The organism is Nostoc sp. NOS(2021) (genome assembly GCF_017115025.1).
Classification (GTDB): Bacteria; Cyanobacteriota; Cyanobacteriia; order Cyanobacteriales; family Nostocaceae; genus Nostoc.
This window is the reverse complement of record NZ_JABXKM010000278.1, coordinates 1-14,399: the sequence shown is the minus strand read 5'-3', so window position 1 is coordinate 14,399 and position 14,399 is coordinate 1. Positions and strand designations below refer to the sequence as shown.

Sequence of the window (14,399 nt, the reverse complement as noted above, 5' to 3'; positions counted from 1 at the left end):
AGGACTTTAGTCCTGATAATCCTTGTTTTGAGCGATGAATCGCTCACTACGAACTCATATCATGTGCGGGTAATTATAAGAGACTATTTATAAAATAAATCTTAAGTAGGGTGTGTTACGGCTTTAGCCTAACGCACCGTGTTACATGGCGGTGCGTTAGGCGCTTTGATGAAGTTTTTTGTGACAAATCAGAGATTTTGATTTGTGCCATTAATCTCTATCTGACTGATTGACTGACTCTAGTCAAGTAACCACATCTCATTAGAACTATCAGGATACTCATTTGGTTGATTTTGAGGTTGATTTTGAGCTAGTGTTTCCGATGACCGATGTGATTTTTTGTAGTTAAGTGGATTGTAGTGTTCTTTTACTGGTTTTATAGCACTAGTTTCTTTGGCAACAAGTTTAGAATTATCTTCTGCTGTTTGTTTTAAAGCATTAATTTCTTCTATAAGCTGGGAATTTGCTTCTGCAAGTTGCAGTGCTGTTTTTTTGGTTTCCTCAAGTTCTTTTGTTAGCTGTTGTATTACTGATTGCTGTTCCGACACAAATGTTTTTTGTTTAGATAATTTTGATTGTAAATCAGCAAGTTCCTGCCCAAGAGATGCTTCTTTTTTGTGGCTTTTTTCCAGATTACTTGTCAACTCTTTGACAGCCGCTTCTAAATCAGCCTTAGTGGGAGTTGTGCGCTTAGTAGAAGTTAGCTCAAGTGTCTGTGCTGAGGATTCCTCATCAGATGAAGCCTGTTCGTCGGCAATTTTTTCTGCTATAACTTCGATCGCAGGTTCACCTTCTGGGGGTGTAAATTTTTGCGCCTCTTCTTGTAATAAGTCAGAGAGACTTTGTTTCCTAGCCATTATTATTTTCTCCAATCACGCTGTAATTCATCAGCCGCGCGGCGATAGTCTAATTCCGCCTCCCGTGCGTTTCCTCCTCGCCATTGAGTAATTGCTACACCTTCAAGCGCCGCTCGTTCATGAGCTTTATAGGCACGGATGAAGGTATTAAAAGCAGGAATACCTAGCCGAGTCAGAGTGTTTTTTGCTTCTTGTGCTTCCCCCAGGCTGCGCGTATCGACTTTGGTGAGCAATACCCGATGGGGGGTTCCCAAGGGGATGACGGCTTCCTTGACTGTTTCCACGAGGATAGCTAAATCCATTGCGGCTGGGGGTGTAGGCAAAACTAGATAATCTGCGATCGCAATTACCGCCACTAATGCTTCAGAGCGCAGCGCGGGAGGCGTATCCACCACTACTAAATCGTAACCTGTTATCTTTCCTAAATCACCTAAAAGTGTGGGATCGGTTTCTTGAGATAAATCAAATCCCATTCCCTGCTGACTGCGCCCAAACCACCAACTGGCAGAACCTTGAATATCTGCATCAATCAGCAGCACCTTTTTTTTCTTCGCAAAGTTTGCAGCCAGATTGACTGCGGTAGTCGTTTTACCGACTCCTCCTTTACCGTTGAGAATAGCGATGATTTTTGGCACTGCTTGCGTCCGATGCTGCCTCTTGAGTGCTGAGTAGTGAGTGCTGTTAGCGGATAGCTAGGGTTTCGCCCATGCTGAGTTAGGAGTCAGGAGTTAGGAGTTAGGAGTTTATTATTCTCCTTTTGTCCCCCCTGGTCTTTAGTCCCTAGTTCCTAGTTCTTAGTCTTTAGTCCTTAGTCCCTAGTTCTCAGTCCCTGGTGATGAAATTTTTTCATTGGGACTGCCTTAGAAGAATATACCGCTTTCTGTAACCCTAAATAACATGAAAACTCGTAACAATAAAATTCAGAAGCCATTAACTCCCCAAAATTCTATGACAGCAACTTACAATTTGCCTGATGGGCCTCAAATGCCGCGCTGGCTGCGGATGATCAAGTTTATTGGTCAGCCAGTGAAATATGTGGATGATTTTGCCAAAATCTATGGTGACACTTTCACTATAAGGAGTAGTCGCGGGGATAACCATCTTGTGTACTTTAGTCAACCCCAAGCACTTGAGCAGATTTTTACTGCTGATTCCAGCTATTTTGAGGTTGGCAGGGGGAATATAGCACTAAAATTTTTACTTGGCGATCGCTCCTTTATGTTATCAGATGGCGATCGCCACCAGCGCCAACGGCAACTATTAGCTCCTCCCTTTCATGGCGAAAGGATGCGGGCTTATGGTCAAGAAATCCGGCAAATAACCCGACAGGTGAGTAATGAATGGCAAATTGGTAAGCCTTTTAATATCCGTGAGTCGATGCAAGAAATCACCTTGCGTGTTATTCTACGGGTTGTATTTGGTTTGAATGAAGGACAGCTTTTTGAGTCACTGAGGCGATCGCTAAGTGACTTGTTAGACTTCATCACTTCGCCCGTAATGTCCAGCGCCTTCTTTTTCCGGTTCATGCAAAAAGATTTCGGGGCGTGGAGTCCGTGGGGTTGGATTTTGCAACAACGGCAAAAAATTGATCAACTTATTTATGCTTTGCTTCGAGAACGTCGGGCTGAACCAGATCAAAATCGCCAAGATATCCTGAGTTTGATGATGGCTGCTCGTTACGACGATGGTCAAGGGATGTCAGATGAAGAATTACACGACGAGTTAATGACGCTGCTAGTTGCGGGACATGAAACTACCGCTTCCGCATTGACATGGGCTTTTTACTGGATTGACTATTTACCAGAAGTGCGTGAGAAGTTGTTACAGGAACTCAACACTATTGGAGTTAACCCCGATTTGAGTAATGTAGCTAAATTGCCCTATTTGTCAGCAGTTTGCCAAGAAACATTGCGAATTTACCCAATTGCCATGACTGCTTTCGTGCGGATTGTCAAGAACCCAATTAAAATTATGGGCTATGAACTGCCAGAAGGAACCGCAATAATCCCCAGTATTTATTTAGCGCATCATCGGGAAGAAGTTTACCCACAATCTAAGCAGTTCAAACCAGAACGCTTTTTAGAAAGACAATATTCGCCTTATGAATATTTACCCTTTGGTGGCGGTAATCGTCGCTGTATTGGGATGGCATTTGCCCAGTATGAAATGAAAATCGTCTTGGCAACTGTTCTGTCGGAATTTCAAGTATCGCTAGTGAATAAGCGTCCTGTGCGTCCTGTGCGCCGTGGGTTAACTATAGCCGCACCCGCCGGAATGCGGATGGTTGCAACACCTGAAGTTAAGCGGGCGAATACGCCAGTGTTGGTGTAATATTAAGTTCGCTTGATTACTTATTAAACCCCAAGAACCCCACCCCGCCAAAGCTATGCTTTGTCTCCCCTCCCGAAGAGCGGGGAGGGGATTAATACCGTAATGATACAAATACATTGGTAGGGGTACAGCAATGCTGTACCCCTGCGAGAAATCTATATGTATCAGGATTTGTGTGAAATGGTATAAGGGGTAGGGTTCTAGCGCGAAGTAGATCAAGTTTGGTTAATCAGTTATGCTGTTCAGTGTCAGAATTAACTGATATTTCAGGTTGAATCTCTTGCTTGTGAGCGAGTAGTTCATAATGTTCTTTGTCGCGGTATTTAATTGTTCTCATAGGTTGATTTCCAACAATTGCTAAAGGTTCAACATTGGCAGTTACAATCGTACCAGCCGCCACAATTGCACCATCTCCAATGGTAACTCCCGGAATAATTAAGACATTTCCGCCAATCCAAACATTGCGACCGATGACAACAGGTTTATGAATGTAGACATTATGTTCATAGGGCAAATCATCACTTTGATAGTCGTGGTTTGCAGAGAGGATAATAACGTTAAATCCAAGTGTGGTGTTGTCGCCAATTGTGATACCACCACGGCCATCTAATAAGACATCGGGGCCGATGTATACTTTATTCCCCAGAGATACATTTTGGGGATGGTCAATTTTAATATCTCGCTTAAATCGTAAACCAGAGCCACAAAATTTTAATTTACTCTTCAGTTCTTGATGCTTGTATCGCCTGATTTTTGTTTTTAGGTATTCTCCCCACTGTACCAGACGAGGTATTAACCATTGTTCCAATAGTCGCTCTAATTTATTCGTAATTTTATTTTTGATCTCTTTCATAAAACCTCACAGAAGTTCAGGAACCTTCTGGCTTTCAACCAGGCAGGAAAACGACGCGGTACTTTAGCACTCTTCACATTTATTAGGTTTCCCCAATTAGAGTATTTTCTCCCGTGTGAGTACCGTTTATCTAAAAGTTGGGTGGGGAATGGTAGCCTTGTAAAGGTAAACTAAACATTACGATTTTTGATATCGGAGTTCAGATTCTCAAGATACAACTGTTTAGAGAATGAAAGGGGCTAAAGAAGTACCCCAAGAATTCGACTACTATATCAGTAGTAAATTACATGGAAGCTTTACCCAATAATTGGGAAGATATTCAACCTAATACTGTATATTTGTCAACCAGTGGTCTACTAGTTTCATTTGCAAGTGAACAAATAAAGTTCGCATTAAAATACGATCAGAATGGCAAACATTTAAAAGCCATTGAGAAAGTGCAAGTACCTCCTCGTGGTAGTGTGGGACTCGTGACTTCCCAAGAATCCGGCTACGATTTGAAATCTAAAGTATTAGGTAAAGGTGGCGAGCGCCGATTTCATGCAAAATTTATTGATAGTATATTACACTTCCCCGGTTTGGTAACAGAACATTAAACCCACAGAACTATGAAAAAACTTGAATTGAAAAATCATCAAGTTTGGCGAGATTTAACTGAAATATTAGAAACTTTAGATGCTAATACTCTTGTTAAACAACATCTGGAACTATCTGATTATAAAATATGCGGTTACTGGGATGAACAAGATAAATATTATGAAACAATTACTTTGCCTCGTCTCCTAAAAGCTGAATTAGTTAGTAGCTCTATTGGCGTTACCCACAAAGAACGTTTTCTACAACTAAAGTTTTTCCTTATATCTTCTGCTGTTGATGGCACACAGACGACAAATAATAACGCTCAAAAGCTCGGCGATTTGGTTCTTATTTACAATGAAAATTTAGAGTTTATTGATGAAAATTGGTTTTTAGATATCGATTCTCCAATGCTTGAGATACAACTCTGAAGTCTAGCTGACAGTTAATCATATCGCTCACCTCGCAGAGTTTTTTCACATTTCGCCTGCTGCTTTTTTTGAGTCATAAGAGGGAAAACTTTACAGATACTTATTGCGTGTAGACTTGACAGAAAGCCAACTGATGTAGCAAGATTTATTTAAGTCCCTTTCGTCCCACATCTCGAAGTGGGTAGGAGGCAATGCATGATTGGCAGTATTTCTTTAACCACGATCGCAGCAATTTAAATCAAGGCACTTACCGCATCTTTGAGCCGGAGTGGAAAGCAGAGATTCTCTACTGGTTCAGCCAAAAGGATGTAGATAAGCAGCAAAAAGAAGATTTTATCCAAGCTTTAATAGATTTTGATGACGGTTGCGGCAATTTTTATCGGTATCGCGCCTATTTTTTGGCGGCTGAGGCTTTATCCCAGTTCTCAGAATGTAGTTTGGGTGATGCGATCGCTTCCCAACTGCTGAAATGGAGTTATGCTTATTTTCGGCAAGATAAAAGCGATTGGCAAATACTACCAAAACCATTGGTGAAGACAGCCAGAAAAACTCTGGAATTAACCGATAGAAAACGGGTTATTGCCGCTTTTGTCCATTTGGTTCATACTACAGAAAGTCCTTCAATTCTCCGAGTTGCAGCCGAGAAGTTAGGAAAACTTGATCCGGGTAATAAAAGTGCGATCGCAGCTTTGATTTTGATGCCAATTACTGAGGATAGACAGGGATTCTGCCAGAGAAGTTATAGTCTAGGAAAAATAGCCGTTGGTAATGAAAGTGCGATCGCTGTTCTAGTTCACGACATCGAAAAGATACCAGATCAGCAAATTTGCACGGTTGGAATTAGGACTTTAGGGAAAATTGCCTACGGAAATAAAACCGCGATCGCTGCATTAGTTTACCTTATGGAGACGACACTGAATAAGGACAATTGTTGCGAAGCGATCGCAGCATTGGGGAAAATTGGCTATGGTAATCAAACTGCGATCGCAGCCCTCGTCAAATTCTTACAAATAAACCAGGGTGATAGAATCTGTTTTGATGCAACTCGCGCTTTGTGGCAAATTGATCGTGGTAATGCATCTGTACTCAAGACTTTAGTCCACATCCTCGAAACTTGTGCGAATGCATCTCTTATCAATCGCGCAGCTACATATCTACTGGAAATTGAGCCAGGGAATAAAACTGCGATCGCTACTCTATCAAAAACACTTGAAACCTCACAGTCTGATGAAGAACGTTTGCAAGCAGCTAAAAGTCTCCTACAAGTAGACTCTAATAATCAAATTGCAATTAATGTCCTATTCGAGCTAGTTAAAAATCTGGGTCAATCCCCAAAACATCCAGATGATGCCCAGTATATAGCGGACAGAGCAACTACAACTCTATCGCAAATCGACCCCAGTAATCAACTTGCAATTAATGCTCTAGTTCAGCTGATTAGGACTGCTAATGAGCATTCTTACCTCAGCCTAGCAGTGCAAGACTTAGGGCTTTTTGGTGCTGGTAATGAAGCTGCAATTCTAACTTTAATCGAGTTAATCGCCGCCACTAAACATGATTATTTATTATGCAATGCAGTTGAGAGTTTAGGAAAAATTGATCCAGGTAATAAAATAGCGATACCGGCTCTATTGGAGAGGATTCAAACATCTCATGATGAATGTTTCCTTTCTAGGGCTGCTTTATATCTGGGAGAATTCGATCCTGGTAACAAAGTGGCACTTAGCACATTATCTCAGATATTTGAAACCACTCAAGATGAATGGGGACGTTTGTATGCAGCTAAAAACCTAGTGAAAATTGATCCAGGTAATCCAAAGGCGATCGCTATTTTATGCCAAATACGGCAAAGCAATCCGTATAAAGATGAATCAATCCTGATGGATGCAGTTCAAAATTTAGAAAAACTTGATCTAGAAAACAAATTGGTGAAACAGAAGCTCAACGAAGTTATTCTTACTCTAATGCAATTTATTCAAATCTTTCAACAAGATGATGACAATAAAAACTGCTTCAACAACAACGCCACTATTCAGCTATCCTATGAATCCTGTCTTTTGGATATAGCTGATAGTTTGACAAAAACCCTGCAAAGCGAACATTTACCGCAAGTAGTCATAACCCTAAAAGACTATCTAAGTAAACAGTTCTACAAAAACAGTTCATATCGCTACGAAGCCGTATTTAACATTATCTGGCATTGTGCCCAAAATCTCACTTACCCAGATTTCCACAAAGCAATCAACTAAACAACAAGCGCAGAGTTCTTATCTTCCTCCGCATTCCTCTGCGCTTCCCTCCGCGTTCCTACCCTGCGGGAAGGCGAAGCGCCTATGCGTTAAAAAACAATCTCCTCCCTCATCCTCTCTTCCAACACATCCAATAACCCATCCACATCCTTACCAGCTTGCTCAAAACAAATCGGTGGTGCTGGTTCCGGTGCAAACTGAATTAACTTAATTTCCCCCTTCCCAATCCCAATCATCACAACTTCCACATCCGGTTTGTGATTCTCCACAATTCCCAAAATTTCCTGAAGCCGATTATCAACTTGATTATTTAACTTATCTATCTGCTCTTTCGGACAATAAACAAAATGCGGCGTTGGTTGCAAATCAATACCAACAGTACCTTGACTGTCACCATTTGCTAACCACAATCCCCAAAATAGCGCCGCCAATTCCTGCTGATTTGCTTTGACAAACCTATCCAACTGGCGACGCCACTTAGTATCACCTGATTCTGGTTGACTATTACCAAAAAACATAAATAATTCGTAATGAAGACACAAAACTTTGCGCGAAAGTTATCTCAAACCTGACTGTACACGCCAGAGGCTAGAATAAATACCATCTTTCTCCAGCAATTGCTCATGGGTTCCCGACTCTACTAATTTCCCATGTTCCATGACATAAATGCAATCGGCGTTGCGGATGGTGGAAAGACGATGTGCGATCGCAATTGTAGTTCTATCGACTGTAATCCGTTCGAGCGATCGCTGGATTGCCGCTTCTGTCTCATTATCCACTGCCGAGGTAGCTTCATCTAAAATCAGAATCGGGGGATTCTTTAAGACTGCACGGGCGATCGCAATCCGTTGTCTTTGTCCACCAGATAACTTTTGTCCTCTTTCCCCCACAATTGTCTCATAACCTTCGGGCAATTCAATAATAAATTCGTGCGCCTCCGCTACCTTCGCCGCCGTAATAATTTCTTCTTCTCTAGTTTCAAAGCTGCCATAAGCAATATTCTCAGCTACGGTGCCATGAAATAGAAAGACATCTTGACTCACCAAACCAATGCAACGGCGTAAATCTTGTAGATTCAAACTTTGCAAATCAATGCCATCGAGAGTAATGCTTCCCGTTTGCACTTCGTACAACCGCAACAAAAGTTTTACTAAAGTGCTTTTACCAGAACCAGTTGAACCGACAATTGCGATCGTTTTTCCTGCTGGAATATCCAAAGACAGATTTTTAATCACTGGAAATCTATCTTTATAGGCAAAATAAACATTTTTAAATTGCACTTCGCCGCGCACTTCATTCACAGGTAACGATATATCACCTGTATGAATAGCGATAGGAGTATCTAACAAATTCATGACTCGATTAGTAGAAGCCATTGCCCTTTGATATTGGTCAAAAGTTTCGCCTAATCTTGTTAAAGGCCACAGCAAGCGCTGGATTAAAAACACTAATACGCTGTAAGTACCTACAGACATTGTTCCAGAAACTGCTGCCATCCCGCCATACAACAGTAACGCCGTGAAACCAACTAAAATTAGCATCCGAATTAACGGCACAAAAGCAGCAGAAAGAGTAATTGCTTTAGAGTTACTACGGCGATAAGCTTCACTATCTAATTCCAGACGAGAGGCTTCATAAGCTTCAGCAGTGAAACTTTTAATAGTAGTAATTCCACTAATATTGTTTGACAAACGCGAGTTGAGAAAACCTACCTTTTCTCGGACTTCGGCGTAACGAGGCGCAAGTCGTCGTTGATAAGCAAAGGAACCCCAGAGGATAAATGGCATTGGTGACAAAGCCATCCACGCTACGCTAGGAGCCAAAATAAAGAAAGCAGCGCCAATAATTACAACAGTTGCGGAAACTTGGATAATATCATTCGCTCCTCCATCCAAAAATCGCTCTAATTGGTTAATATCATCACTAAGAATAGACATTAAACCGCCAGTGCTGCGTTCTTCAAAATAAGCCAATTCCAACTCTTGCAAATGTTTGTATGCATCCAAACGCAAATCATGCTGAATATTCTGAGCCAAATTCCGCCAAAGTCGCGCGTAGGCGTACTCAAAAACAGATTCTAGTATCCAAATGATCACTGTCAGGAAGGAAATAATCAAAAATTGTTGAAAGACATCGCGTACCCCTAACTGTGCAATTATGGAATCCTGCTGCTTGACTACCACATCCACCGCCACGCCAATTAAGCCGGGTGGTGCCAAGTCGAAAAATTTATTGAGCGTAGAATAAGTAATTGCCAGCCAAATTTGTTTACGATACTGGTGTCCATACTCAAGCAAGCGCTGGAGAGGATGCGTTGAATGTTTACGCCTTCTTGATATCCGATGAGATTTTAATACAGTAGCCACGGCTTTTTGCGGTTTCGTGCAACTGATATTAACACAGAACACTGTCCTGAGTCCGAGTCTGAAGATTAAAGACTTAATTCAGACAGACTGATGAGACACTTAAACTAGTAATTTATGAAGGAATAGAATTGATCGCCTGATTGTGATGCATTTCCTCGTTTGTATAAGTCAACAACAGCGATCGCGCTGGCATCAAAAAGCGGATGATACCCCATAAAATCAGGCATTCGGGTATTTCATCAAACTCATTCTCGATTACGCGAACGGTGAGCTATAACTAGATCAAATGAAGGAGTGTGAGGGGTAGAGAGTAGATTAATGCTGGCATATTCGATGGCGCTAGGCACAGAAGAGTAGTTGAGGTTATTCTTTCTTGGTTTATTATCTAATTGGTAAACACGTAATATTTCTATCTGCTAAAGCGGTTCTGGAGCTACAAATAAAATGACTTTTTTATTATTTACCATCCTGTTGACAATTAACTTAGGTGGTGGATGTTATTTGACTCTAGCTAATCCTCTAAAAGTCTCAGAGCAAACATCAACTAAACTTATTTTTATTATTCGACCAAAAGTATTTTTAGGTGTGGGAATATTTTTTAGTCAATTGTTTGTTTTATTTTTATTTGCGTCTATTGTATTTACACCTATTACACAACTTGTATGTCATCGTTATCCAAACAATATATCTACTTCAAATATTGATTTGAGTGCGGGACAAAATACTCTAACAGTGATGTGTAAGTTAACAAAAAATAATTGGTTAGGTCGAGAACAGAGTCAAACGCTAGTTTCTGAGTTACTAGAGGCTAAATTGGAAACTCAGATTGATACTGATGGTCAGGCTAAGTATTATAAATATAACATTTTACTATTAAATGATAGAGATAGTTTTCCTTTTTCACGCGCAGGATACCCAACATTGAACCTTGAAGAATTGCAATCAATAGTATTAAGAATTAATAATTTTTTGAAAACCCCTATAGAGAAGAATTTAGAGGTTATATTTGATGAGACTTTTACTGGTTACATTTCTGTGATGATTACTGTATTCTGTGGAATATTAGCGTTGCTAGTAGCGTCACCAGGTTTATTTATCACTTGTAACCTTGATAAGGAAACAAATACTGTAAAACTTAGTCGTTACAGGTGGTTTGGAACGTTAGGAAAAACAGTTTTTCAATATTCTTTGAACGAAATTACTGATATTAAGCTTGAACGGATTGATACTAGTATGGATGAATATTTTTTTCGGGTTATTTTAGTACTAGAATCGGGTGATAATCTACCATTAACGCCCAATTATACTTCAAATTATATAAATGGAGATTCTATAGTTAAAGTAACTAAAGATTTTCTGGAATTAAAACATAAAGATAGTGCTAGATAAAAGCATGAGATTGGTAAACTCAGAAAAATATGAGTTATGAAACTAGCTATGTCTCACATAAGCTTTTTAATAAAATTTGTACCCTCTATAATTTATACCAACGCTAGAATAAGCATAAGTTAAGTCAAAATAAGACCTATGACCTACACCTCACCTAAACTACTTAGTTTTGAAGAATTTATAGCCCAATATGGTGATAATACACGCTACGAACTAATAGACGGACAACTAAGAGACATGGAACCTACAGGTCCACACGAAGCTGTCGCAGGTAGTATTGCTGGTAGAATCTATGTCGAAATTTTTAGTTCTAATTTCAACTGGCTAATCCCAAAAACTTGTCTGATTAAACCACCTGCTGCTGAAGCTACGTCGCTGCGTCCTGATGTAATTGTTTTAGATAAAGCAAAACTTAGTCAAGAACCGCTCTGGCAAAAAGAACCTATTATTTGTAACGGTAGTACAATCAAATTGGTTGCTGAAGTTGTTAGCACTAATTGGCAAGATGATTATGCAAGAAAAGTAGAAGAATACGCTTTTCTTAACATCCCAGAATATTGGATTATAGACTTTCGGGGCTTGGGTGGTTTGCAATTTATCGGCAATCCCAAACAACCCACCTTCACACTTTGTCAGTTAGTGAACGGTGCGTACCAGCAGCAACAATATCGCTTAGGAGATACTATTTATTCTGAGATATTGCCAAATTTACAACTTAAACTCGACGACATTATGCATATTTGACAAATAAAATTTTGTTTTGGCTGAGGTGAGGTAGGGGCGCTCACTACGGTTTTCTAAGCTAGAATACCAAAGTTGTGTTTAGATACATCTGCCTTGTAAGCTGATTTGAGAGGATATAGTCAAACAGCACAATGAAATATTCTGATTTCATTCAAGAAAACTCGGTCATGCTTCTGATTGATCATCAAGTTGGCACGATGAAGCTGATTAAAAACTTACCTCTGACGGCGGTAGAAAAGAATACTCTTGCACTTGCAAAAGTGGCAAAGGTGCTTAAGATACCTGTAGTTTTGACAAGTAGCCTAAATAACGCAGTTTCATTATCCATCGCCGAGGTCGCTTCATCTAAAACCAAAATGGGCGGATTGTTCAAGACTGCACAAGCGATCGCAAAAACAAGTTAATCACAATATAATCTTGAGTTTTTTCCTAGATGTCTATAATGAAAGGGCTTTTCCCCGCAGGCTCTTTGGGGTTCCGGGTATTATGCTTAATTGCCCGGATATCAGATCACATCAATGTATGTATCAGCAAATTCTGTATGAGAGTTGAAACTGAATATGGCAATCTCAGATATCCTCCAAGAACCACAGCGTCTGGGACGCTTATTTAGTGGACTGCGTGGCGATTTGACAGGAGGGCTGACAGCAGCAGTAGTAGCCTTACCTTTAGCTTTAGCCTTTGCGGTGGCAAGTGGAGTAGAACCAAAAGCTGGACTTTACACCGCGATTGTGGCGGGAATTGTCGCGGCAATCTTTGGCGGTTCCTCGGTACAGATTACAGGGCCAACAGGTGCAATGGCCGTGGTTTTGGTGGGAATTGTCGCCAAGTACGGCATTGAGAAAGTTTGGATTGCTGGAGTGATGGCTGGGATTATCCAGATTGCCTTGGGGGTTGCCAAACTTGGACAGCTAGTGAAGTTTATTCCCTATCCAGTGACGGCAGGCTTTACCAATGGTATTGCGGTGATTATATTTTGTGGTCAATTAAATAATTTCTTTGGTTTACAATTACCGCGTAGCGAACATTTTTTGCCGGGACTTTGGCAAAGTGTAACTCATGTAGAAGCTTTAAACTGGGCTGCTGTTGGGTTGGCAATAGTGGTGATTGCAACCACGGTTTTGTGGCCTAGGATTAATTCTACAATACCAGGTTCTTTAATGGGGTTGGTGTTGGCAACAGCGATCGCTAGTTATTTCCATCTGAATGTACCGACAATTGGCAGCATTCCGCAATCTTTACCGATGCCCCAAGGTATTCCCCACTGGAATGATTTTAGCGTGATTCGGGAACTGATAAATCCGGCTTTGGCTTTAGCAGCACTGGGAAGTATTGAATCGTTGCTATCGGCGGTGGTGGCTGATGGGATGACGGTAAGCGAAAAACACAATAGCGATCGCGAATTAATTGGTCAAGGATTAGCAAATATCATTGTGCCATTTTTTGGGGGCATTCCCGCAACAGGTGCGATCGCTCGGACTGCTGTGAATGTCCGTTCTGGCGGGAAAACCCGACTATCAGGGGTAATTCATGGCGTTGCCTTAGCGATTATTGTTTTAACTTTAGCACCCCTAGCAGCCCAGATTCCTTTAGCAGCACTTGCTGGCATTCTGATGGTGGTTAGCGGGCGGATGATTGAGTGGGATGGCATTGGTTTGTTAATGCGTGCTACCTACTCCGACTTTGCGGTGATGATTCTCACCTGGCTAGTGACAATCTTGTTTGACTTAGTTCTGGCTGTGGAAGTGGGATTGATAGCAGCTGGAGCCTTATTCATCAAACGCATGAGCGATTTAAGCTTAGTTAAAATACCTGAAACCGAAGTATTTCCCCCTGGTACTCCTCTGGAATTAGGTAAGGAAATTGCTGTTTATCGGGTAGATGGCCCCGTCTTTTTTGGTGCTGCGGAACGATTTGCTACCTTTCTCCGCGATGAACCGGAAGTGAAGTATTTAATTCTACGGTTGCGGTTTGTGCCAAATATGGACACAACTGGGTTAGTAGCCTTAGAGGATATTTATCACGACATGGAACGGCACAATTGCCGCTTAATTCTCACAGGTTTACAACCCGAAGTCAAACAACTACTAGAACGTTCAGGATTGTTAAAAACAATTGGGTTATCAAATTGTTTTGAAACAACCACAGATGCGATTTGCTCTATCTCTCCTCAGATTGTAGGATGTTCTCTACCTGTAGCTGCTGATTTGAAAACGAAAGAATTGATGGAATTAAATGACTGACAATATTTTGCGATTAAGGCGGCTTTGTTGAGTTTGTTCCACCACATTAGACAAGGCGATACCCAAGCCTTCATTCAGCAAGTTCAGCGTTAGTAATTCGTTCCAGGTAAATAGAACTGTTAATAAACCCGGTTTCGTTGTGAATCGGGTTCATAAATAAAAAAATACTAATATTATTAGGACTTACGCACGAGTTACAGAATCACGTAGACGCAAAGCTGCTTGCCGCAGGCTACCGCAGAGGCGCCAGTGCGTTGGGCGGGTTCCCCGACTTGTAGCAACTAGCGCGACACGGAGAAATCAGAGTTTCAGAGATATTTTGCGTAAGTCCTAATTATAGCAGGGGACTGGGGACTGGGG

14 protein-coding genes are annotated in these 14,399 nt (G+C 41.1%); 8 read left to right on the top strand and 6 right to left on the bottom strand.

Features of this window, described 5'->3' with window-relative positions; all coding sequences use genetic code 11:
* Positions 1-239: 239 nt before the first annotated feature.
* Both HWQ41_RS27640 and HWQ41_RS27635 read right to left on the bottom strand, forming a co-directional pair.
* Positions 240-857, bottom strand: coding sequence for a hypothetical protein (locus HWQ41_RS27640; RefSeq protein ID WP_292770248.1), 618 nt, complete (start codon positions 855-857; stop codon positions 240-242).
* Between the two features lie 2 nt (positions 858-859).
* Positions 860-1,492, bottom strand: coding sequence for a ParA family protein (locus tag HWQ41_RS27635; protein WP_292770246.1), 633 nt, complete (start codon positions 1,490-1,492; stop codon positions 860-862).
* A 313-nt stretch (positions 1,493-1,805) separates the two neighbouring features.
* On the opposite strand from HWQ41_RS27635, the gene HWQ41_RS27630 reads away from it, so the two are divergent.
* A complete protein-coding gene (locus tag HWQ41_RS27630; RefSeq protein ID WP_292770244.1) occupies positions 1,806-3,188 on the top strand; it encodes a cytochrome P450 in 1,383 nt (460 codons plus the stop codon).
* A gap of 229 nt (positions 3,189-3,417) precedes the next feature.
* On the opposite strand, the gene HWQ41_RS27625 is transcribed toward HWQ41_RS27630, so the two are convergent.
* The gene (locus HWQ41_RS27625; RefSeq protein WP_292770242.1) at positions 3,418-4,041 is read right to left on the bottom strand and encodes an acyltransferase; all 624 of its coding nucleotides are present in this window, start codon (positions 4,039-4,041) and stop codon (positions 3,418-3,420) included.
* 287 nt (positions 4,042-4,328) lie between these two features.
* Here HWQ41_RS27625 and HWQ41_RS27620 point away from each other — a divergent pair, with 287 nt between their 5' ends.
* From HWQ41_RS27620 to HWQ41_RS27610, 3 genes are all read left to right on the top strand, one after another.
* Complete coding sequence (locus tag HWQ41_RS27620; RefSeq protein WP_292770240.1) at positions 4,329-4,637, top strand: hypothetical protein; 309 nt, start codon at positions 4,329-4,331, stop codon at positions 4,635-4,637.
* A 12-nt stretch (positions 4,638-4,649) separates the two neighbouring features.
* A complete protein-coding gene (locus HWQ41_RS27615) occupies positions 4,650-5,048 on the top strand; it encodes a hypothetical protein (protein WP_292770238.1) in 399 nt (132 codons plus the stop codon).
* 191 nt (positions 5,049-5,239) lie between these two features.
* Complete coding sequence (locus HWQ41_RS27610) at positions 5,240-7,297, top strand: HEAT repeat domain-containing protein (protein WP_292770236.1); 2,058 nt, start codon at positions 5,240-5,242, stop codon at positions 7,295-7,297.
* 89 nt (positions 7,298-7,386) lie between these two features.
* Here HWQ41_RS27610 and HWQ41_RS27605 read toward each other — a convergent pair whose 3' ends face one another.
* From HWQ41_RS27605 to HWQ41_RS27595, 3 genes are all read right to left on the bottom strand, one after another.
* On the bottom strand, positions 7,387-7,815 hold the full coding sequence (locus tag HWQ41_RS27605) for a hypothetical protein (RefSeq protein WP_292770234.1): 429 nt from the start codon (positions 7,813-7,815) through the stop codon (positions 7,387-7,389).
* A 39-nt stretch (positions 7,816-7,854) separates the two neighbouring features.
* Positions 7,855-9,663 (bottom strand): ABC transporter ATP-binding protein, encoded by a 1,809-nt coding sequence (locus tag HWQ41_RS27600; RefSeq protein WP_292770232.1) that lies wholly within the window; start codon positions 9,661-9,663, stop codon positions 7,855-7,857.
* A gap of 104 nt (positions 9,664-9,767) precedes the next feature.
* Positions 9,768-9,890, bottom strand: a complete 123-nt coding sequence (locus HWQ41_RS27595) for a hypothetical protein (protein WP_292770230.1) — start codon at positions 9,888-9,890, stop codon at positions 9,768-9,770.
* A gap of 217 nt (positions 9,891-10,107) precedes the next feature.
* On the opposite strand from HWQ41_RS27595, the gene HWQ41_RS27590 reads away from it, so the two are divergent.
* From HWQ41_RS27590 to HWQ41_RS27575, 4 genes are all read left to right on the top strand, one after another.
* Complete coding sequence (locus tag HWQ41_RS27590) at positions 10,108-11,052, top strand: hypothetical protein (RefSeq protein WP_292770228.1); 945 nt, start codon at positions 10,108-10,110, stop codon at positions 11,050-11,052.
* Positions 11,053-11,190: 138 nt separating this feature from the next.
* On the top strand, positions 11,191-11,796 hold the full coding sequence (locus HWQ41_RS27585) for a Uma2 family endonuclease (protein ID WP_292770226.1): 606 nt from the start codon (positions 11,191-11,193) through the stop codon (positions 11,794-11,796).
* 131 nt (positions 11,797-11,927) lie between these two features.
* A complete protein-coding gene (locus tag HWQ41_RS27580) occupies positions 11,928-12,200 on the top strand; it encodes a hypothetical protein (RefSeq protein ID WP_292770224.1) in 273 nt (90 codons plus the stop codon).
* 156 nt (positions 12,201-12,356) lie between these two features.
* Positions 12,357-14,039 (top strand): SulP family inorganic anion transporter, encoded by a 1,683-nt coding sequence (locus HWQ41_RS27575; protein ID WP_292770222.1) that lies wholly within the window; start codon positions 12,357-12,359, stop codon positions 14,037-14,039.
* The last annotated feature ends 360 nt before the right edge of the window (positions 14,040-14,399 follow it).